The sequence below is a fragment of the Flavobacterium sp. KBS0721 genome (assembly GCF_002007065.3).
In the GTDB taxonomy this organism is placed as follows: Bacteria; Bacteroidota; Bacteroidia; order Flavobacteriales; family Flavobacteriaceae; genus Flavobacterium; species Flavobacterium piscis.
In genome coordinates this window covers 2519679-2541758 of sequence record NZ_CP042170.1, presented here as the reverse complement: position 1 = coordinate 2541758, position 22080 = coordinate 2519679, and the positions used below count along the sequence as shown (strand labels likewise).

Below are 22080 nucleotides of genomic sequence, written 5' to 3'. Positions count from 1 at the left end.
GAATCAAAATTAAATCTGCCTCAATCTGCAGAATCTGCGTGAAACAAAAAACATTGTAATCATGTAATCTGTGGCAAATTTCCATTTAGCATTTGAATAATAATTCGTGCCAATTTGTGAATTAGTGGCAACCATTTTTTTAATATCTTAGCTTTTCAATTTAACATCAAAAACCATAAATATGTTTCAGAAAATTACTCTTTTAATTCTTTTAGTTGCCGTTGTTTCCTGCCAGAAAAAGGAATCTGTAGAAAAAGATAAAATCAAAATAGCAGACTGGCTTATTGGAAACTGGGAAAATAAATCTCCTGATGGTGTTTTAACAGAAAACTGGACCAAACTTAACGACAGTACTTTTAGTGCCACTTCTTACTTTATAAAAGGAAAAGACACTTTACATTTTGAAAGCATTGTCTTAGCTCAAAAAGCAGAAACATTAACTTATTTTGCTACTGTAGAAGGTCAGAATGATGATAAATCGGTTGCATTTCCTTCAACTGCGGAATCTGATAAACAATTGGTTTTTGAAAATGCTAAACACGATTATCCGCAAAAGATTACTTATACAAAAGGCGCAGATAATACGATAACTGCTGAAGCTACCGGAAATTTACAAGGAAAAATGACAACGGAGCGTTTTATTATGGTGAAGAAATAATGATCTTGTGAATTCTTATTTTTTTTTAGCGGGTATAATCGTAATCGAATTTAACGTTTAAAACTGGACTAAAGTCCAGCCCTACAATATACTTCGAACCTACGGTTCTTTTTTTGGGATTATTTTAGAAATTCCTTTAGAGTGAACGCTGGTATTTAAAGAACCTTCGGTTCGATTCATTTTGTAGAGCTGGACTTCAGTCCAGTTTAAAAAATATTCACGAGCAGGTCACTGTAGTTTTCGAAACTCTTAAAAATGGGCTAAAAACCCAAAATCATAAGCATAGTGCGCAACACTACGAGCTAAAGCAAAAACGAATATTGCCCTGAAAGGGCAAAAGTAAACACATCTATAGATTCATAGAATAGATAACGTAACAATAGTAGAAAATACCATATAACCTACGATTAGTATTTTCTTTGGAATCACGCTTTTGCCCTTACAGGGCAAAACGATAGTCTTTTTTCATCATAGTGCTTCGCACTATGCTATTCCTAAAGCTCTTTCAGAGCAAAATTTTAGAATGCTTATCACAACTTAGCAAGTCAGAAAGAAAAACTTTAGCGCCTTAGTTATAAATCTTTCAAAAAAATATTATCTTCAAGACTTAGTGACAAAAAATTAGCGACTTAGCGGCAAAATCTTTCAAAAAAAACTTTCCTTCTTCGAGCTTCAGTGACAAAAAATTTAGCGACTTAACGGCAAAATCTGGCAAAAAAAAAACTTGGTGTCTTAGCGCCTTCGTGGCAAAAAAAACTTAGAACCTCAGCAACTCAGAATCTTAGCACTTTCAAAAAAAAAACCTACTCATTCTCCCCGATTTTATTCACCATAAAAATCATCAGTATCCCTAAAAGTGCCATTATTAAAAATGCCCATTTCATACTAAGATATTCAGAGATAAAACCAACCATTGGCGGAACCAATAAAAATCCCAGATAACCAATTGTAGATATAGAAGTTAAAGCAGAACCGCTGCTTAGTTTTGAGGATCTTCCGGCGATACTAAATACTAGCGGAACTACGCAGGAAACCCCAAATCCGATTAAAACATAACCGAAAATAGTGGGGTAAACATAGGGCAGGATAAAACAAATTCCAAAACCTAAAGTGATCAGAATGCCGCTGTAAAGCAGAATTTTTTTGGTTCCAAATTTCATTACACCGTAATCTCCAAACAAACGTCCTAAAGTTACCGCCGATGCAAAAAATACAAATGCAGCGCTGGTAAGTTTTGGAGAAGCTTTCAAAATATTTTCGAAATAAATTCCGCTCCAATCGTACATTGTATTTTCGCAAGCCATGGAAACAAAACAAATCAAGGCAAATTTTACCAGGTTTTTTTCCGGCATCGAAAAGAATTTCTTTTTTACCGGAACAGGCTGATTATGAATACTCATGGGATAAAAACAAGCCGTAAGTCCCATCATAAAAATACTAACTCCCAATAAGTGATATGAGGGTGCAATATTTTGTGTTACCATGACATAACCCAAACCAGCTCCTGAAAAAACAGCAATACTCCAAACGGCATGAAATCGAGTTATAATTGACTTAGGATATAATTTCTGAACTTCAAGTGATTGTGCATTAATAGATAAATTAAAAATATTACGAGAAGCTCCAAAGATCAGGAGTATCATAACCAATTGCCATACAAAAGCAGCTAAGCCCGGCAATGACAAGGCAATATTAAACATGATTGCTCCCAAAAGCATGATATAACGGCTGCTGTATTTGTTTAACAACATGCCGGTAAAAGGCATGGTAAGCATTAAGCCAATCGGAAATGCGAATAAAACGGCTCCAAATTGAGCTTCAGATAAATTTAATTGTGCTTGAATATGCGGAATTCTGGAAACCCATGAGGAATATCCAAAACCGGAGATGAAAAAAAATACAGTATTGGCTATTCTAAATCCTTGCGGTGTATTTTGAATTTTTTTAAAGAAAGGTAAAATCATCAGGTCATTTTTCAGATTGCAAAATTAAGGTTTTTTAATCCAAATCTTTCATTTTTAACTTTCTTCAGTTAAAAACAATTACATGATTTAATTTAAAAATGAGGCAATAAGAGTACTATAAATCTTATAATTTGTAATAGAATTTCAAATTCACTTTAAAAATCACAAAAAAACATTTCATTCCCAATAAATAAAACTTGTTAAAGAAAGATTAATTTTTACATTTGCACTGTTTTTATTCATTCTAAATAAATACAATAACTAAACCCATTAAATAAAATGAAATATTCGAGTTTGAAAACGATTCGTTTTCTATTTACAATTAGTTTGTTACTTTCTGCTTTTTGTTCTTTTGCACAACAAAATGGAAAAATTAAAGGTACCATCACTACTTCAGATGGCGAACAGGCAGCCGGAGTCAATGTTATCTTAAAAAACTCAAAATACTGGGCTATTTCTGATGAAAACGGAAACTTTGAATTCAGCAGAGTAAAGCCAGGCACCTATAGTTTACAAGTTTCCCTAACAGGTTATGAAACTTCAGAAAGCGAAGTTATGGTTAGTGAAAGCGAAACAGCAACTGTTAATTTACAATTGAAGGTTTCTAATAAAGAACTAAAGGAAGTTGTGGTAAACAGCAAAAAAAGCATTTTATCTAAAAAAACAGATTACGTTGCGAGAATGCCATTAACAAATCTGGAAAACCCTCAGGTTTACAGTGTGATTCAGAAAGAACTTTTAATGGAACAAGTAGCCGTAGATATTAGAGGTGCCGTACAAAACTCTCCTGGTGTAGTTTCTATTAGCTATCCTTCTGGAGGAGTTGGTGTAATTTTTAGAGGTTTTTCTACAGGTGTTAATGCAAGAAACGGAATGGAAACAGCTTCGGGACGTTCTTCTGTTGATCTTGGAAACGTAGAACGTATCGAAATAATGAAAGGACCGTCGGGAACTTTATTTGGTTCTTCTGTTTCTTCATTTGGAGGTGTTGTAAATTTGGTCACCAAAAAACCTTTTGAAACTACTGCTGCCGAAATATCATACACAACGGGAAGTTTCAACCTAAACCGTCTTACAGCAGATATAAACACGCCTTTAAATCAGGAAAAAACAGTTTTATTTAGAGTAAATCTTGCCGTAAACAGAGAAAAAAGTTTCCTTGATTATGGCTTTAACAATACACTTCTTGTGGCGCCAAGTCTTACTTACAAAGCATCTGACAAACTTACTTTTAACTTCGATGCAGAGCTTTATAACGTGAATAACACAAGACGAACTTACAACACGTATGCTGCGACTTCCGGAATTACAAATCCGAACGATTTGAAAATCGATTATAAAAAATCAATGTTTCATGATGATAACGATGCAAAATCAACAGCTACAAAAGTTTTTGCTCAGGCAGAATATGAAATTTCAGAAAATTGGAGATCTACCACCGTATTTTCATTTGTAGGTGAAGATGTAGAACGCAGTTATCAAAGTTATGCCGTTTGGAGTTCTCCTACACAGACCGCCAGAAGAGTTGGTCTTTGGGGTCCAATTTTCAACAACTATACCAACATTCAGGAAAACATTAACGGAACATTTTCTACAGGAAGCATAAAACATAAATTTCTTACCGGTGTCAATTACAGACTTTACAGCTCTGCTTTTTCTGGTGGAACAACCTTTACACTTGATAACATAGATGTTACAGCTCCTTTTGCGCCAATTAGAAGAAAAGCGGTTGACGCCGGACTTGTATTGACAACTTCACCTATTGCTGACCAAAAAACTTTTAGTGTCTATGCTTGTGATGTAGTAAATTTTACAGACCGATTTTCTGCTATGTTAAGTTTACGTCTTGACAATTTTGAACGTGCAAAAGTGGGAACAACAGAAGGTTATAGCCAAACAGCTCTTTCTCCAAAATTAGGATTAGTGTATGAAGTGGTAAAAGATCAGGTTTCTGTTTTTGGAAATTACATGAACGGTTTCCAGAACATGCAGCCTGTAACACAGCCAGATGCGACGCAATTGGTTTTAGACCCAATTTATGCTGTTCAGTATGAAGGAGGAATTAAGGCAGATGCTTTCAACAAAAAATTAAGCGGATCTGTAAGTTATTACAATATTACAATTGATAACGCTACCAGAATTGATGCTGCAGGATTTACAATACAAGATGGTAAACAAGTGAGCAAAGGTGTAGATTTTGAATTAATGGCAACTCCGTTTACAGGATTAAGCATTATTTCGGGTTATGCTTATAATGACAATCGAATTGTAAAAGCATCTGTAGCTGCAATTGAAGGAAACAAAGCGACCTCATCGCCAGAAAATGTAGTAAATTTCTGGTCGACTTATACTTTCCAAAACAAATTAAAAGGTTTAGGAATTGGTGCCGGCGCCAATTTTGTAGACAAAAATTATTTTACAGCAGATAATACTTTTTACATGCCATCATATACTGTTTACAATGCCACAGTATATTACGAAAAACCTACATGGAGATTAGGTTTAAAATTTAATAATTTAACTAATGAAAGATACTGGGATTTCTGGGGCACATCGCAGGCGCCGACCAGCATCTTGGCTAATTTAACAATGAAATTTTAAAACCTAATAATCTTTAAACTGACGCCTCAATTTTATGAATTGAGGCGCTTTTAATTATAAATCTTTTTTAAAGGTACTCATATGACATTTAAAAAACTTATTCTCAAAATTCACCTGTGGCTGGGATTATCTTCGGGCTTAATTGTCATTATATTGGGCATTACAGGCTGTTTGTATGTTTTTGAAGAAGAATTACGACCTGTGGTTCACGACTATTATTACACCGATCAGGTAATAGAAAAGAAACTGCCGATAAGCCGTATAATTGAAATTGCGAAAAAAGCCAACAAGAATCAGAAACAATCACTCTCGGGATGCCAAATAATTAATGAGGATGACCGTACTGTAATTGTCTGGTTTTTTGAAGAATTAAATCCGGACGCATTTTGGTACTGGAACCAATATCATACTACTTATATCTACGTAGATCCGTATAATGGAGCAGTAAAAAAACACGAAGATTTTAATTTAGAATTTTTTGTTTTTATTCGAATGCTGCATCAAACACTTTGCTTTAACAGTAAAATTGGAGATCCTATTACTGGAACTGCAACCATTATATTTATAATCTCCTTAATTACCGGACTTATACTTTGGTGGCCTAAAAACAAACAAGCAGCCAAACAGCGTTTTTGGTTTAAATGGAAAGACTCCACAAAATGGAAACGTAAAAACTATGATCTGCATAATATTCTGGGATATTATTCGATGATTTTCGCTTTGATAATTGCGCTTACGGGATTAGTCTGGGCATTTGATTGCTATGATAAAGGATTGCAATGGCTGTTTAATGGAGGAAAAACATATAAAAAAGAAAGAATAGTTTCTGATACTACTCATTACACAACAAACAATTCGATTGATAAAATTTACGCCTCCGTAAAGCAATCGCATCCGGAGGCAAAAAGTTACTATTTGTTTATTCCAGAAGAAAACGATTCGCTGGCGACTTATAATACTTTCATTCGTTATAAAAGCCGTTTTGATGATACAGCCATAGACTTTGACCGTTATACCGCTAAGCCACTTAGAACAATAAGATATGAAGACAAAAATAATGGAGAAATATTCCGCTTCTTAAATTACGATCTGCATGTAGGCAGTATCCTTGGATTTCCAGGAAAAGTATTGGCTTTTTTTGCCAGTCTTATTGCAGCAAGTTTGCCTATTACAGGTTTCTTAATCTGGTGGGGAAGAAATAATAAAAATAAGAAAAAGGCATCTTAATGTTATGCCCTTATTTTAAAAATAGTGTTTTTCTTTAGATTTATTTTTAATTATTCTAAATAAGACTTAAGTTTGTAAAAAATTATTAATTACAATTTAACCTTCATCTTATGAAATCAAATACTTTTAAAACATTAGCATTTTTATTTTTAATGTTAGTTGCTTCGCCAAAATTATTTGCCCACGCCCTTTGGATCGAGACTAAAGCAACCGGTACAAAAGGAAAAGCTCAGGAAATTTCAGTTTATTTTGGAGAATTTTCAGATAATGACATTACAAAAGCTGATAAATGGTTTTCAGATTTAAAAGATTTTACTCTAGTTGTTATTAGTCCATCAAAAAAAGAAACTAAACTTACAGCGAAAGCTTTAGACAATAAATACCAGGCATTTTTTACACCGGATGAAGATGGAGTTTATACTATTGTAATGCACCATAAAGTAAAAGATGTTTACGGAACTATGGTTTTAGATTATAACTCCAGTGCTACCGTTACTGTTGGCAACGCTATAAAAGGAAATGAAGCAACTGCAAACACAAACATTATTAGCGTATTTGCTAAAGATGTAACTGCTGCTAAACAAAAAACAAAAATCAACATAAACGCTTTATATGAAGGCAAAGAAGCCAAAGAGCAAAAAATGAAAGTAATTGCTCCAAATGGCTGGGAAAAAGAATTATGGAGCAATGATAAAGGAGAAATCTCTTTTACACCAATCTGGCCTGGAAACTATATGGTAGAATTTGCTTATACTGAAAAAGCTGCCGGAGAACACAATGGAAAAAAATATGATGAAATCTGGAAAATGGCGACCTACTTAATTACGGTTAAATAGTTTATTTAGTACAACTTATTATAATAGTATAAGCCTTGCTCTTTTGAGTAAGGCTTTTTTTTGTTTTTAATTTAATAAATAAGGACGGAAAGAGTCAGAAAAATTTTTTTATTATAAATAATTAAACCTTTCAAAACAAAATCTTAAGCAAATCTTAAGACAAAACTAATGAAGTTTTAAGTAAGAAAATCTCTTAATAAATTTTGTTAAAACATCGCAGTGCACTTATATTTGCAAAACTTATTTTTATTCAATCTAAATAAATACCATGAAATATAATTTACTATTCGTTTTATCTTTTATAGGTTTTGCAGCTTACAGTCAGGATTATGCAAAGGCCGAAAATACGACAACAGCAAATGATACTGTAAAAAACAAAAAAGGAGAAATTCTTAATGAAGTTTTAATTACAGCAAATAAACCCAAGAAACCAATCGAAGCTGCCCGTTCAGGAATCAAAGTAATGGATTTACCACAGAGTGTTCAAATAATTGGCAGTGCAATAATACAAGAACAACAAGCTATCAGATTAAGTGAAGTGGTAAAAAACCTTAACGGAGTTTATGTAGGATCTGCTCGTGGTGGCGCACAAGAATCTTTTTTCTCAAGAGGTTATGATATGTCTGCCAATAATATGTTTAAAAATGGTTTTCGCTATAATGCCGGTTCTATACCTGAAGTTTCATCTTTAGAAAAAGTAGAATTTTTAAAGGGAGGTTCTGCCCTATTATACGGAAATGTGGCACCTGGCGGAATTATGAATTTAGTGACTAAAACACCAAAATTTACGCAAGGTGGTGAACTATCCATGCAAATGGGAAGCTATTCTTTTTATAAACCAACTTTAGATATTTACGGCCCATTAAACAAATCTATTGCCTACAGATTTATTGCTTCATACGAAAATTCAGAAAGCTTTAGGGATTATGTAAAAAACGAACGTATTTATGTTAACCCTTCTTTCTTATTTCATCTTTCAGACAAAACACAAATTACAGTACAAGGAGATTATTTAAGTGCCGACTGGACTCCTGATTTTGGTACAGGAATTTACGGAAAAACAATTTTAGACTTACCTCGTAACGAATTTTTCGGGTCACTTTGGTCAACAGCAAACACCAAATCTGCCAGTGCTTCGATGTTGTTTAATCATGATTTTAATAAAAACTGGAAATTAAATTTTAATTCTTCTTATCAATCTTACCGCAGAACTCAGACTTCAACAGCTCAATTAAGTACAATTGATGCCAACGGAAACTGGAAACGCGGATTAACAAAAGCTGATGGTGCCGAACAAATATTTGGTGACCAATTAAGCTTACAGGGAACTTTTAATACCGGTAGCATTAAACACCAGATATTTACGGGAGTTGATTACGAAAATTCTCTAGCGCCAAGTTATACTTTTGGATTCTATGATCCGGCAAAACCTGCAGACCTCTTAACAACAGAAGCTACAGCTATAAACTTATATACGTACGATTACAGCACGCAAAGTAATGTTATTCCGTATCCTACAAGAACTACTCAATTAACAAGTACAGAAACACAACGTTTTGGAGCTTATTTTCAGGATTTAGTTTCGATCAATCAATATGTAAAAGTTTTAGCAGGATTACGTTGGTCCTGGCAACAAGGCGAAGCTACAACTACAAAAGAAGTAATTGAGAAGAAGAACAATGTAAATGTCATTACAACTGCTTACGAAAATGCGCTTCCGGTTACCGGAGCCAAAACCTTAAACAGAGCTTTTTCGCCTAAAGCAGGATTAGTTATTCAGCCAACTACCGATTTATCTCTTTTTGCAAGTTATTCGAACTCTTTTACACCAAATACCGGAACAACAGTAGATTCAAAACCGTTGGATCCTTCCATTATTGACCAATATGAAGTGGGTATCAAAAAAGATTTCTGGAAAGGTCTTTTGAGTACAAACGTTACTGTTTATCAAATATCAAATAACAATCTGGCACAAACTGCGCAATTTTTAGCAGATGGTGTAACACAAAATGCCAACAGCAATTTCAAAGAATTAGTAGGTGCTACAAAAGGAAAAGGTGTCGAAATAGATATCACTGCAAATCCTGTTGAAGGTTTGAATATTATGGCGGGTTACAGTTTTAATGAAACTAAAGTATCGAAATCGTCCGGAACAAGCGGAAGCCTTGTAGTAGGTGATGTATTAGCAAGAACTCCTAAAAATACGGCCAATTTGAGCTTTTTCTACAAATTGCCAGAGGGCTTATTAAAAGGATTAACTTTTGGAGCTATTGCAAATTATGTAGGTGACCGCACCGGAGGTTGGAATGATGATTATTTATGGACAGAAGTTAAACCAACTCCTGCAAATCCAAAACCGGATCCAGCATACACTATAACAGTTAGAGACAGAGATATTCCTCTAAAAGGTTATACAACTGTCGATGCCTCTCTAGGTTATGAATGGAGAAAATTCTCAATTTTATGCCGATTATCAAACATCACAAACGAATTAAATTATACGGTACACGAAAATTATAGTGTAAATCCGATTGCGCCTCGTCAGGTTATGACAAGTCTGAGATATAAGTTCTAAAATTTTTGAATTAGATTTTAGTTTCCAAAGCTTTTTCTGTATTTCATTTTTTGAAATCCAGAAGAAGTTTTGGTTTTTAAAATAAAAAAGTATTTTTGCTGAAACAATTAGAATTGTAAAAAAATTTTTACTAATAAAAATACAAATAGAGTATATGCCTAGTCCAGTTTCAGAATGTTTGTACTGTCAAAACAATGACACCTTACACCAATTGATGATCAAAATCGGAGATCTAAAAGTTTCCCAACTTTTTCTTTTCAAGGAACAATCCTATACAGGACGCTGTAATGTTGTTTATAATAATCACGCAGCTGAGCTTTATGAACTGAGTGATGAACAGCGCAATTTATATATGGAGGATGTTGCTGCTGTTGCAAAAGCAATTGCAAAAGCTTTCAGTCCAACCAAAATTAATTATGGTGCATATAGTGACACTTTATCACACTTACACTTTCATATTGTTCCAAAATATAAAGAAGGCTACGGATTTGGAGGCGTTTTTGAAATGAATCCTCAAAAAACTTATTTGTCTGATACAGAATATGAATCTGTTATCGAAAAAATAAAAGCAAATTTATAGTAGCAACAATATCTAAAACCACTTTAAAGCTTCCTTAAACCTCATTTAATCTTAAATGAGGTTTTTTGTTTAGATAAAAAAGTGTTCTAATTGTATTACTTTTGCCCGGTGGATATTTTTTATCCCATTAAAACAAAAAAACGCTACATATGCCAGATTCCACAAAGAACCAATTAAAAAAAACGCTCGGATTAAGTTTTAATATTGCCGTATTAATTGGTGGAACAATTGGAGTTGGAATTTTAAGAACTCCAGGTACGATTGCAGCATTATTAGACAATTACTGGCTTATTATAGCGTCCTGGCTCTTTGGCGGATTATTTGTGCTTATTGGCGCTACTTCCTACGCAGAACTTGCTACAATGCTTCCAAAAGCCGGAGGATCGTATAATTATATCAAAAGGGCATTTGGCAATTATGCCGGTTTTCTTTCGGGTTGGTTTGATTATATTACCAATGCTATTCCGCCCGCTTTTTACTGCATTGTAATCAGTGAATATATTATAATTTTATTTCCCGGCCTTCGAAATTACGCTACCGAAATGGCTATTTCATTATTGATTGCTTTTGTGTTCTTACATTTAAGCGGAGTAAAAAACGGAAGTGTAATTCAGCAAATTACCAGTTTATTAAAGGTGATTTGTTTTTTTGCTTTGGTTGTCGCTTGTTTTATGTATTCAGGTGTTAAGCTTGCTCCTATTCCAAAAGACAATACTGTAGTCCAGATTGGTTTATTATTCGGTTTTTTTAAATCACTTCAGCTTATTATCGGAACCTATAACGGTTGGAATGGCGTTTGCTTTTTTGCTGAAGAAAATGAAGATCCGAGCAAGAATATTCCGAAATCATTATACAGCGGTGTTTTGCTTGTAATGGCTATTTATGTTTTAATAAATGCCGCCTTTTTATATATTATGCCCGTTGAAAATGTAGCCAAATCGAATCTGCCTGCTGCCGATGTAGCAAACATTATTTTTGGAAAAAACGGCGCTATAATAGTTACCGTTATTTCTATTTTTTCGTTGATCAGTATCCTGAATGCTTTTATGATGATTCCGCCAAGAATCCTCTACGGATTAAGTCGTGACGGTTTTTTTATCGAAAAAGGAACAACCGTTAATAAAGGCGGAACTCCAATTGTGGCTCTTTTGGTTTCTTCTGTATTTAGTTTATTTTTAATATGTATTGGTTCATTCGAAGTCTTGTTTTCATTTGCAGCCTTTACCTCTATTATCGTTTGGGGATTGGCGTATTGTTCTTTGATAAAATTAAGAAAATCCGAACCAGATTTACCAAGGCCATATCGCTCGATCTGGTATCCCTGGACAACGATTATCGCTATTGCTGCTTCGCTGGCTTTGTTAATTGGTTTTGTTTACAGCGACCCTAAAAGTTTTATCATTATTGTTGTCATTACGGCAATTTCTTATCCGTTGTTTTTGGTTTTAAATCGAAAGAAAAAATAATAATTAGAAAAAAATACTAATTTAAAATAGCCACGACCCGACCAAAGGGAATAGGCGAAGCAATTCACAAATAATTCTTCAGCATGTGTTAAAATAATTAGTGAATTCGTGGCGGAAAATCTTTCATATAAAAAAAACCTAACAGGCTTTAAAAACCTGTTAGGTTTGTCAAATCTTAATTATCTCCTGGCTTTAAAGTATTCTTCTAAGCTTTCGCAACCAGACAAATCTGAACTAAACTCAGGAAATTGGCTATCAACTCTTTTTGAAACAGTATACTGATTCTTCTCAGCATAGTCCATCATTCTTAAACATAATGCTTTGAATTTAGCTGTTTTGGCATTTTTATAAGCTAATTCATAATTGTCTACAGCTTTTATTTTGTTTCGGTATTCAATCTCATCTATATAAGATTCATTTTCATTTTTTTGACCATAATACGAACTGCTGCTTGAATAACGGCGCATCATCCAGGAATTTCCATAATCTGACATATTATAGTAACAATTTGCAATCAGGAAAAAGTAATATGCCTTATCTGCTGTTTTTGGATTATTTGCCAGATTTGTATATTTTATAAGATGTTCTGTTACTGAAAGTTTAGTGACAATATATTTTTCTTTATGTTCAATAAAACTTGGCGTGTGCTTAAAGTCATAAAAGGGGTTCTGATCAAAAGCATAATATTCATCGTACTCTCCTCTTTCCCATGCATTATAATTATCATCCCAATACTTTTTATCCAATGATCTAAACGTTTTTAAAGCATCGCTTAATTGATTTTCTCTGAGGTATTTTGTTCCTAATAAATCTTTAAGATAATCTTTGTCTTTCAATAGTTTACTATAAATTGTCTTTTGAAATTCAGTATTAAAACCTTTGTCGATCCTATTCACGATTGCTTGTAAATCTGCAGCCGAATAAACAAAATCCAAATAGTCAAAATAACGATTAAACTCTTGTAAATTACCTGATGTTCTTATTCGATTGCCTCTCCATTCTACATCATCCAAATTATAAGATCTCTTTGTATTTTGTTCAATGAGTGACAACAAAGCCAAGCCATCAATAATGTTTCCCCTAAATTCCAGTTCTCTTCCTAAAGCAAAAATAAAGCGAGAATCATTTTTATATTTTAAAATAACAGATTCTGTTTCGGGTTTAATAATCGCTTTTCCTTTTTCCTGATCTGCAGTAATACAAAGTACTTTTATTTTTTCTATTTCCTCAGTTACTTTTTCAGACGTATGCTTTTTTTCAAACAGGGAAATATTTTTTAAACAGTCAGCATAATTTCTTGTAATAAATTGCAAATTGATTTTTGAAGCTTCCCAAACAATCGGTTTTTGTGTTTTATTAACCTCAATTGTATTTATAAAATCTAATACTTCCTGTGCATACAATCTATCTTTTTCAGACCGATTACGTAATGTTTCTGTTGTAACTTTTATTTTTTCATTCCAAAAATCAGTAAAATCTGTTGTCGGAGTATAGTTTGAATAATAGGGCGTATAAACCCAATCCTCAATTTTATTTATTTCGCGCAAAAGTAAAAATCCTAATATTTGAGAGTTTGGGTTATTTTTATAAATCTCTTTCAGATAATCCAGGTTTTTATCTACTTTCTGAACAGATGCATAAGCATAAACATTTGCTCTTTCCTCATTATTTGCAGCATACTTTAAAGCTTGCTCAATTTTAAAATCATGATGAAAATAGTAATAGCTCGCATAACTCTTTTCGGGTGAATTTGCCATTAAATTCGCAACATCAACCATATAGCCAGGGTTTGATTTTGTAAAAGTGTAAAAGAACAAGCTCCAGTAATACAAATAATCTTTATTGCTTTTATTAAAATTAGCCTCAAAAACAGTTTTAATAATATCATTTTTCCCTGAATAATAAGCAAGCCGCATCGCTAAAAAAGCATATTTTCTTTTAAAATACCGATCCTTCTCTTTCTCTATAATCTGAGATATTTTCTTCAATAATTCAAGCCTTCTATCCGTATTTACTGCTTCATTTCTTTCCCATACATCATCAGAGTCATTTGCCAATTCACAATTTTTTGCCGTTTTCAAATAATTAATAGCGGCAATTTTATTGTTTTGATAAAGATATTTTACAAACTTATTATTGCTATCAGCATGAATATCTGTATAAGACAAATTAAAATTAAAGTCTTCAATAGCATCGATAGCAACTTTTTTGTTCGTGTAATTATACCAGTCTGCTATATTAGAATCTACATTTAACTTGTAATCCTCCGGATTGCTACTATAATCAAATCCCCATAAATCTGCATTGTAAAAGAATGATTTATATTGAGCATAATTAAAGTAATTGGGGCTAAAGATACAATACCTTACATCTTCGCCATACGGAGAATATCCACAGGCAAAACTTTGGTAAAAACTACTTACTAAAAGAGCTGTAAAAACCAGAAACTTCTTCATGATTGTATTTTTTAAAAGTACTGTCATCTAAATGGAATAATGAAATTGTTGTTGTTTCGTCTAATTCGACATTTTTTTTAATAATCGAAATCGCCTCGTTAAGTGTTTTTGAATCGACCTCTTCGATTTTTAACTGATCTCCTTTTTTTAGATAATATTCATATTCAAAAGTATAATCTTCCGTCATTTCATACCACATTGGTTTGGTCTGTTTGGCAATCCCGCTAATATCTGCGGAATTAAAATTGACCAATCCCGCAAAACGATTATTTTGATACCATATTGTCCAATAAAAAACAGGCAATGCTATATCTATGTGTACAGGATAACTTCTCTTTTTATCTAAATACGATTTTAATTCGTCAATGTCTAAAATAGAGTTTTTATCTTTTTGTGATAATGGTTTTATTAAGTTGTAACACATTAAGGTGACTTTATCGACTGGTGGCACACCCATAATTTCCGGATATTTATACGGATAAAGGCGAAGCGTACAGCTGATTTCTTTTTTTGACAGCTCTTTTATTCTCTTCAATAAATAGAAATATTTGTCTTTGGTTGACTTTGTCCAGTCACAATCAATTTGAATTTCAGAATAGTCGAAATTCACTTTATCATTATATTGATAACGGCCTTTACGATATTTGTTGATTAGAAAAACAATATTATCAGCCAATTTATCCAATGACTTCTCATTATTATACTGAAAGATTTCATTCTTGATAAAAATAGTAGGAACGATGCTTACAGAATCCAGTTTTCTGAGCGTATACTCATTTGGACTATTTTTTTGATATGGAAAGTTTCCCATCGCTTCATTATAATCTATTTCAAAAAATTTATAGTAGATCTTCCTGACTTGTAATTTATTAAGTTCCTGAGTCGTTTCTTCACTAAAAGAAGATCCATTCTTCCAGTAATAGAAAGCTCTTTCGACATTTTTAACTTTGTTTTCTTTATTGGAACATCCCAAAAAAAGACAAGAAACAAACAGAAATAATAGAATTTTTTTCATTGTGAAGTGATTTTTGTTTTAACGTAAAATCGTATTAAAATTATATCATTTTAAGATATGAAAATCAAAAAATAAGACATTTTTTTTTATAAAAAAACAGAGTATTTATTGTAAAACAAAACCCGACAAATTTTAAAAATTTATCGGGTTTTTATCTTAGTACCTGACAGGTTTCGAAACCTGTTAGGATCATAACTTATTATTTAATCTGGCTTATTTCCTTATTTCAAACCAGCAATACTCTGCTCGATTGTCGCAATCTTAGCCAAAGCATCTGCTTCTTTTTGTCTTTCGTTAGCCAAAACTTTTTCCGGTGCTCCGCCAACGAATTTCTCGTTTGATAATTTCGCCTGAACCGATTTTAAGAAACCTTGTGTATAAACCAACTCTGCAGTCAGTTTTGCAATTTCAGCTTCAACATCAATATTTCCTCCTGAAATCGGAATGAAATATTCATTTGATTTTACACGGAAAGATAAAGCTCCATCAACTTTAGCCGAAACATATTCGAAAGCTGAAATATTACCTAATTTCGTTACTATGGTATCAAAATAAGTCGAAAGATTCTCGCTGTTGATTGCTTTCAATTCGATAGCATCTTTAAACGGAATATTTTTATCTTTTCTAATGGTTCTGATTCCTGAAATTACCTCGATTGTACTTTCAAAATCAGTAATTAAACCTGCATTAAAAGGTTTTAATTCCGGCCATGTTGAAACGATTAAAGCTTCTTCCGGAGTTCTGTCAGCAATTAAATGCCAAATTTCCTCAGTTAAGAAAGGCATAAACGGATGAAGTAACTTCAAGTTGCTTTCTAACATTTCGATTGCTTTGTCAAACGTAGCTTTATCAATTGGTTGTTGGTAAGCCGGTTTGATCATCTCTAAAAACCAGGAACAGAAATCATCCCAAACCAATTTATAAATGGCCATTAATGAATCTGAAATTCTGTATTTCTCGAAATTATCTTCAATGTCAACTAAAGTTTGCTGCAACTTCGCTTCGTACCATTCGATCGCTACTTTTGATGATTCCGGCTGTGGAATAGTTTCTGAAACTTCCCATCCTTTAATCAATTTAAAGGCATTCCAAATCTTGTTTGAAAATGCTTTTCCTTGATTACATAATTCTTCATCAAACATAATATCGTTTCCTGCAGAAGCGCTTAAAAGCAATCCTACACGAACACCATCAGCACCGAATTTTTCGATCAGGTCTAAAGGATCAGGAGAATTCCCTAACGATTTAGACATTTTACGACGTTGTTTATCTCGAACTAAACCAGTCAAATACACATTTGTAAATGGTTTTTCACCCGCATATTCGTAACCTGCAATGATCATTCTGGCAACCCAGAAAAACAAGATATCCGGACCTGTCACCAAGTCATTTGTTGGATAGTAATATTTATAATCTGCACTTTCAGGATCCATTATTCCACCGAAAACAGACATTGGCCAAAGCCAAGAAGAAAACCAGGTATCTAATGCATCAACATCTTGCTTAAGGTTGTCTGTTGTTAGTTGTTGGTTGTTGGTTCTTTCTTTTGCTAATTCTAAAGCGTCTTCAATATTTTCAGCAACTACGAAATCTTCTTTTCCGTCTCCGTAATAATACGCCGGAATTTGTTGTCCCCACCATAATTGACGCGAGATATTCCAGTCACGGATATTATTTAACCAATGCGCATAAGTGTTTTCGAAACGTTTTGGATGCAATTTGATCTCTCCCGTTTCTAAAACCGATTTAATCGCCGGTTTTACTAAATCTTCCATTTTCAAAAACCATTGATCTGATAATCTTGGTTCGATTACGGCTTTGGTTCTTTCTGATGTTCCCACTTTATTCAAATGGATTTCGGTCTTCGCCAAAGCTCCAATTTCTTCTAATTCTTTCGCAATTTCAGTTCGAACCACAAAACGGTCTTTCCCTTGATAATGTAATCCGAAACTATTTAATGTAGCATCTTCATTAAAAATATCAACGATTTCAAGATTATGTTTTTCTCCTAACGTTTTATCGTTCATGTCGTGCGCCGGAGTTACTTTCAAACATCCGGTTCCGAATTCAACATCTACATATTCATCTTCGATAATCGGAATTACTCTGCCACAAATAGGAACGATGGCGCTCTTACCTTTTAAATGTGTAAAACGCTCATCATTTGGGTTGATGCAAATGGCAGTATCTCCGAAGATAGTTTCGGGGCGTGTTGTAGCAATGGTCAAAAATTCCTCAGTTCCTTCAATTTTATAGTTCAGGAAAAATAATTTTCCTTGTTGTTCTTCATAAATAACTTCTTCGTCAGATAAAGTTGTTTTTGCTTCAGGATCCCAGTTTACCATACGGTAACCTCTGTAAATTAATCCTTTGTTGTATAAATCTACAAATGACTTAATTACAGATGCCGACATGTCAGGATCCATTGTAAATTTGGTTCTTTCCCAATCGCATGAAGCACCTAGTTTTTTAAGCTGATCTAAGATTACTCCACCATATTTATCTGTCCATTCCCAGGCATGTGCTAAAAATTCTTCGCGTGTTAAATCATTTTTATTGATTCCTTCTGCTTTTAATTTCGCTACAACCTTTGCCTCAGTTGCAATCGATGCGTGATCCGTTCCCGGAACCCAACAAGCATTGAAACCTTTAAGACGTGCTCTACGAATTAAAACATCCTGAATTGTATTATTTAACATATGTCCCATATGCAAGACACCAGTGACGTTTGGAGGCGGAATTACAATAGTATACGGCGTTCTATGATCTGGTTCTGAATGAAAATAGTTGTTTTTCATCCAGTAATCATACCATTTGTTCTCAATCGTCTTAGCGTCAAATTGTGCTGGAATTGTCATTTAAATAGGTTTGTTTAATCGTTAATTTGTTTAATTGCTGAATCGTTTTATTGTTTAACTGTTTTTGCTTTGCGAATCCCGCTTGCAGACCATCAATTGATTAAACGAATTAACGATTAAACAATTAAACAAAAAAAGTGGTTCAATTTTTGTAATTATAACTGACAGCAAAAGTAAATAATTAAGTACACTATAAAAAGAGAATTAATAATTTGTGTGTTAATTAAAAGAATGTATATTTACTTACAACTTAAAAACAATTTCAAAATGAAAAATGTAGCCTCTTTTATTGCAGTCGTATTGTTTAGCGCAATAGGTTATGCACAAAATGGCCCAAAAATTGAATTTGCAGCCCAAGACAACACGATTGATTACGGAAAAATTTCGAAAAGCGACAACGGACTCCGCTCTTTTGAATTTACAAACACCGGCGATGCACCACTATTAATTACCGGCGCAGAATCTACCGTAAGTTCTATCGTTGTTACAAAACCCGCAACAGCAGTTATGCCTGGTAAAAAAGGTAAAATTGATGTAAAATACAACATGGTTTCAGGTCCAATTCGTAAAACAATTACCGTTGAAACGAATGCTGTAAACTACCCTGATGGTAGAGTTGCCCTTAAAATCAAGGGAGAAGTTCTATAAAAAAATAAAAATCCAAAAATAGTAAAAGCCGTTTCTTAATAAGGAACGGCTTTTTTTTATGCACTTTTTTTTAAATACTTTGGGCGAGACAAGCGAACGGACGTGGTAATTAGTCGCGGTTTTCAGTCTCAGTTTTCAGTCACGATCGCAGTTTTCCTCATTTTTGTCATCCCGAGGAACGAGGGATCTCCGCAAGAAGCTCTACAAAGATTGGCGATTTTGCAGGATGAGTTACTTGCGGAGATCCCTCGTTCCTCGGGATGACAAGATTGTGGTTACTTATTTTATTCAGAGCTGTTTATGTTACTTTCAAACAATAAAAAAATCCGTTTAAATCCGTGTTTTTGCAAAGCAAATCCGTGTCATCCGCGTACCATTACAAATATTGTATATTTTTATTTTTCAGAACATTCAACGCTGTCAAATTTATATTTTACGCGATCAAAATCAATTGGTTTATCTTTTACTAAATAAGTAACTCCCATCGTGGTTTGCATTGTTCCGTTACCTAAAATAAGTTGTTTGTCTTTCTTTAAAAACGCCATCGGATTTTTGAATGTTCTATCTTTACTTGTTACCTCTTTAAAAGTATAATCTACAAATAAAGTATCACCACGAAATTCTCCCTTGATTTCTCCGGTTTTTTCTGGTGCATTTGCCACCTTCATCACCATATCTCCGCCAATTTTTCCGTTTTTCAGCGTGTTCAATTTTAGATGAATAGTATCTTTTTCATATACTGCTTTATAGCATTCTGAACTTACCGTTTTTTCAGCTTCGGCCTGAGCAGCTTCGGCTTCTTTTTGTTTTTCATCATTTTTACAGCTTTGAAATCCAATGCAAGACAAAAGCAAACAAGATATCGCTAGTTTTTTCATAAATCAAATCTTTAGGTTAATGTTATTTTATAAAGTTAAATAAAAAAGAAGCCAAAAAAAAGGCTTCTGAATTAAAAATAAAAAAACCTAACAGGTTTTAAAAACCTGTTAGGTTAACTTACTGTACGTAAATAAATTCTATAAATTCTTAATCACGAATTCAGATCTTCTGTTCAATTCGTGCTCTTCTTCAGAACAAGCATCATCAGTTTTACATTTGATTATCGGCACCGATTCTCCGTAACCTTTTGCCTGAACTCTTTTGGCATTAATCCCTGATTCTATGATAAAATCCCTAGTTGAATTGGCTCTTTTTTGGGACAAATTTTCATTAAATTTTTCATTTCCTCTTGAATCTGTGTGAGAACCTATTTCAATAACCATGTCAGGATATTTCTTCATTAATGCTACAACACGACCTAAAATAACTTTAGATTCTTTACGAATGTACCACAAATTATAGTCAAAATAAATAGGGTCTGTTTTGATGATCAATCTGTCTTTGTCTTTTACAACATCTTTTTCATCAATTAAGATCTGTTTTATTTTTTCCTTTTTCTTAATTTCCGTTGCTGCAATTTCCTCCGCTTTTTCTTTCTTCTTAATTTCTGCCGCCACAATTTGATCTGCTTTTGCTTTTTTCTGTGCTTCTTTTAAAGCAATAACTGCCAAAGCTTCTCTTTCTTTTTTACGGGCATTTTCGATTTCTTCTTCTTTCTTTTTCGTTTCGGCAATTTGCTGTTCTTCACGTTTTATCGCTTCCAAAGATTTTAGCGCCATCGAAGCATCATTGCTCGCATCTCTTGTTTTTCCTGAAGCTAATGATCTCGAGTCATTGGTATATTTTTCTTTTGAAGCCAAAACTGTAAACGAACTTTCGCACGCCACAGTAAAACTGAATTTTCCGTCTGCTCCTGTAATAATCGTATTCAAAATCTTTTTATCTGAATCCTGTAATATTACAATGGCATTCTCTAAAGCTAATTTCGTATCAATATCTGTAATAGTTCCTGCAATAAACTGCTTGCAATCTTCTACAATTAATTCTTTTGTTTCTTTGAACCAGTAAATATCATCACTTCCTTTTCCGCCTTCTCTATTCGATGCAAAAAAACCTTCTTTTGTATTTGAATCTATAGTAAAGGAAAAATCATCTAAATTGGAGTTTAATGGCAAACCAACATTTACAGGTTTAGAATACTCGTTTCCGTTAATTTCTGAAACAAATACATCCAGAGATCCGTATCCTAAATGCCCGTCTGAAGAAAAATAAAGTTTATTATCTATTGCTGCAAAAGGAAATTGCTCTCTTTTATCAGTATTAATAACTGGTCCTAAATTTTTAGGTGTATCAAATGCTCCTTTATTAATGTTTACCGAATAAATATCAAAAGAGCCTAATGTTCCCGGCATATCAGAAGCGAAATACAATACTTTTTCATCAGCACTCAACGCAGGATGTTCTACTGAATAATTAGGACTGTTAAACGGAAGTGACGTTATATTCTTCCATTTTCCGTCAACCAGTTCAGCTTTAAAAATCTGAAGGTTGGATATTTTTTTATCGTCGGTTTTTTTGCTTCCCTTTTTAGAATTATTTCTTGTAAAATAAATTGTCTTTCCATCTTTAGTAAAAACAGCATTCGATTCATGCATTCCGGTTTTTAATTCTTTAGCAAAATAATGCGTAGTAGAGTCTGCAGAATTAATGTTTTTTAGTGGAATTTCGACTAAATTCAAATACGTTTCATTGTCCCATTTGAACTTTTTATCAAACAATCCCGGCTTTAGTTTTACTCCGGCAAAAACCAGATTATCATTGTATTTTACCGCTCCAAATTCTGAATTAGGTGTGTTTATTGCAAGGTTTTTAATCTCAAATCTTTTTCCAATTGCCGAAACATTTTCTAAGGTTTTGAGATCTTTTTCAAAATTGACCATATCATCTGCATTGGCAGATTTTGCATAATATTCTTTTAACGCAGCATTGGCATCATCATTACTATTACTCGCTTTTAAGGTTTGAGCGTATCTGAAATAATAATTTCTATCTAAATTGTTGCTGTAATTATGAATTAAAAGTCTATAATAGCGTTGAGCTTTTATTAAATCATTGGTATAAAAATAAGAGTCCGCCAAATTTTTGATGATTTCCTGCGAAGGTTTTTCCTGAGCTAATTTTTCATACAAAACAATGGCTTCGCTGTAATAGGTCTTGTCAAAAAATCGTTTGGCTCTTGCCAATTCGAGATCCTGGGCATTTATAAACTGTATTGAAAATACGAATATAATAACGAGTAGTTTTTTCATATTTTTCA

14 protein-coding genes are annotated in these 22080 nt (G+C 33.3%); 8 read left to right on the top strand and 6 right to left on the bottom strand.

The features are described 5' to 3' along the window. Positions 1 to 181 precede the first annotated feature (181 nt). Positions 182 to 658 (top strand): DUF6265 family protein, encoded by a 477-nt coding sequence (locus B0M43_RS11150; protein WP_078008297.1) that lies wholly within the window; start codon positions 182 to 184, stop codon positions 656 to 658. A gap of 803 nt (positions 659 to 1461) precedes the next feature. Here B0M43_RS11150 and B0M43_RS11145 read toward each other — a convergent pair. Next, complete coding sequence (locus B0M43_RS11145; protein ID WP_078008298.1) at positions 1462 to 2622, bottom strand: MFS transporter; 1161 nt, start codon at positions 2620 to 2622, stop codon at positions 1462 to 1464. A gap of 279 nt (positions 2623 to 2901) precedes the next feature. Here B0M43_RS11145 and B0M43_RS11140 point away from each other — a divergent pair, with 279 nt between their 5' ends. From B0M43_RS11140 to B0M43_RS11115, 6 genes are all read left to right on the top strand, one after another. Next, positions 2902 to 5223 carry a TonB-dependent receptor gene (locus B0M43_RS11140; protein WP_078008299.1) on the top strand — a complete coding sequence of 774 codons (2322 nt, stop codon included), beginning with the start codon at positions 2902 to 2904 and terminating at the stop codon, positions 5221 to 5223. A gap of 81 nt (positions 5224 to 5304) precedes the next feature. After that, positions 5305 to 6450 carry a PepSY domain-containing protein gene (locus tag B0M43_RS11135; RefSeq protein ID WP_078008300.1) on the top strand — a complete coding sequence of 382 codons (1146 nt, stop codon included), beginning with the start codon at positions 5305 to 5307 and terminating at the stop codon, positions 6448 to 6450. A 110-nt stretch (positions 6451 to 6560) separates the two neighbouring features. Continuing rightward, complete coding sequence (locus B0M43_RS11130; RefSeq protein WP_078008301.1) at positions 6561 to 7286, top strand: DUF4198 domain-containing protein; 726 nt, start codon at positions 6561 to 6563, stop codon at positions 7284 to 7286. A 268-nt stretch (positions 7287 to 7554) separates the two neighbouring features. Next, complete coding sequence (locus B0M43_RS11125) at positions 7555 to 9861, top strand: TonB-dependent siderophore receptor (protein WP_078008302.1); 2307 nt, start codon at positions 7555 to 7557, stop codon at positions 9859 to 9861. A 154-nt stretch (positions 9862 to 10015) separates the two neighbouring features. Continuing rightward, entirely contained in the window at positions 10016 to 10441 is a 426-nt protein-coding gene (locus B0M43_RS11120) for an HIT family protein (RefSeq protein ID WP_078008303.1), read from the top strand. A gap of 149 nt (positions 10442 to 10590) precedes the next feature. Continuing rightward, entirely contained in the window at positions 10591 to 11907 is a 1317-nt protein-coding gene (locus tag B0M43_RS11115) for an APC family permease (protein ID WP_078008304.1), read from the top strand. A gap of 179 nt (positions 11908 to 12086) precedes the next feature. On the opposite strand, the gene B0M43_RS11110 is transcribed toward B0M43_RS11115, so the two are convergent. The 3 genes from B0M43_RS11110 to B0M43_RS11100 all read right to left on the bottom strand — a co-directional run bounded on the left by B0M43_RS11110 (position 12087) and on the right by B0M43_RS11100 (position 18236). Further along, positions 12087 to 14363, bottom strand: coding sequence for a hypothetical protein (locus B0M43_RS11110; RefSeq protein ID WP_123921838.1), 2277 nt, complete (start codon positions 14361 to 14363; stop codon positions 12087 to 12089). Next, positions 14323 to 15378, bottom strand: coding sequence for a hypothetical protein (locus B0M43_RS11105; RefSeq protein ID WP_078008306.1), 1056 nt, complete (start codon positions 15376 to 15378; stop codon positions 14323 to 14325). The genes B0M43_RS11110 and B0M43_RS11105 overlap by 41 nt, the downstream gene beginning before the upstream one ends. A gap of 221 nt (positions 15379 to 15599) precedes the next feature. Next, positions 15600 to 18236, bottom strand: a complete 2637-nt coding sequence (locus tag B0M43_RS11100) for a valine--tRNA ligase (protein WP_078008307.1) — start codon at positions 18234 to 18236, stop codon at positions 15600 to 15602. Positions 18237 to 18503: 267 nt separating this feature from the next. On the opposite strand from B0M43_RS11100, the gene B0M43_RS11095 reads away from it, so the two are divergent. Next, positions 18504 to 18884 carry a DUF1573 domain-containing protein gene (locus B0M43_RS11095; RefSeq protein ID WP_078008454.1) on the top strand — a complete coding sequence of 127 codons (381 nt, stop codon included), beginning with the start codon at positions 18504 to 18506 and terminating at the stop codon, positions 18882 to 18884. 395 nt (positions 18885 to 19279) lie between these two features. On the opposite strand, the gene B0M43_RS11090 is transcribed toward B0M43_RS11095, so the two are convergent. Next, complete coding sequence (locus B0M43_RS11090) at positions 19280 to 19762, bottom strand: hypothetical protein (protein WP_078008308.1); 483 nt, start codon at positions 19760 to 19762, stop codon at positions 19280 to 19282. A gap of 138 nt (positions 19763 to 19900) precedes the next feature. Beyond that, the gene (locus B0M43_RS11085; RefSeq protein ID WP_078008455.1) at positions 19901 to 22072 is read right to left on the bottom strand and encodes an OmpA family protein; all 2172 of its coding nucleotides are present in this window, start codon (positions 22070 to 22072) and stop codon (positions 19901 to 19903) included. Positions 22073 to 22080 lie beyond the last annotated feature (8 nt).

Coding starts and splice junctions, on each gene's coding strand:
- B0M43_RS11150 (WP_078008297.1), top strand. CDS start 182: ATGTTTCAGAAAATTACTCTTTTAATTCTTTTAGTTGCCGTTGTTTCC.
- B0M43_RS11145 (WP_078008298.1), bottom strand. CDS start 2,622: ATGATTTTACCTTTCTTTAAAAAAATTCAAAATACACCGCAAGGATTT.
- B0M43_RS11140 (WP_078008299.1), top strand. CDS start 2,902: ATGAAATATTCGAGTTTGAAAACGATTCGTTTTCTATTTACAATTAGT.
- B0M43_RS11135 (WP_078008300.1), top strand. CDS start 5,305: ATGACATTTAAAAAACTTATTCTCAAAATTCACCTGTGGCTGGGATTA.
- B0M43_RS11130 (WP_078008301.1), top strand. CDS start 6,561: ATGAAATCAAATACTTTTAAAACATTAGCATTTTTATTTTTAATGTTA.
- B0M43_RS11125 (WP_078008302.1), top strand. CDS start 7,555: ATGAAATATAATTTACTATTCGTTTTATCTTTTATAGGTTTTGCAGCT.
- B0M43_RS11120 (WP_078008303.1), top strand. CDS start 10,016: ATGCCTAGTCCAGTTTCAGAATGTTTGTACTGTCAAAACAATGACACC.
- B0M43_RS11115 (WP_078008304.1), top strand. CDS start 10,591: ATGCCAGATTCCACAAAGAACCAATTAAAAAAAACGCTCGGATTAAGT.
- B0M43_RS11110 (WP_123921838.1), bottom strand. CDS start 14,363: ATGAAGAAGTTTCTGGTTTTTACAGCTCTTTTAGTAAGTAGTTTTTAC.
- B0M43_RS11105 (WP_078008306.1), bottom strand. CDS start 15,378: ATGAAAAAAATTCTATTATTTCTGTTTGTTTCTTGTCTTTTTTTGGGA.
- B0M43_RS11100 (WP_078008307.1), bottom strand. CDS start 18,236: ATGACAATTCCAGCACAATTTGACGCTAAGACGATTGAGAACAAATGG.
- B0M43_RS11095 (WP_078008454.1), top strand. CDS start 18,504: ATGAAAAATGTAGCCTCTTTTATTGCAGTCGTATTGTTTAGCGCAATA.
- B0M43_RS11090 (WP_078008308.1), bottom strand. CDS start 19,762: ATGAAAAAACTAGCGATATCTTGTTTGCTTTTGTCTTGCATTGGATTT.
- B0M43_RS11085 (WP_078008455.1), bottom strand. CDS start 22,072: ATGAAAAAACTACTCGTTATTATATTCGTATTTTCAATACAGTTTATA.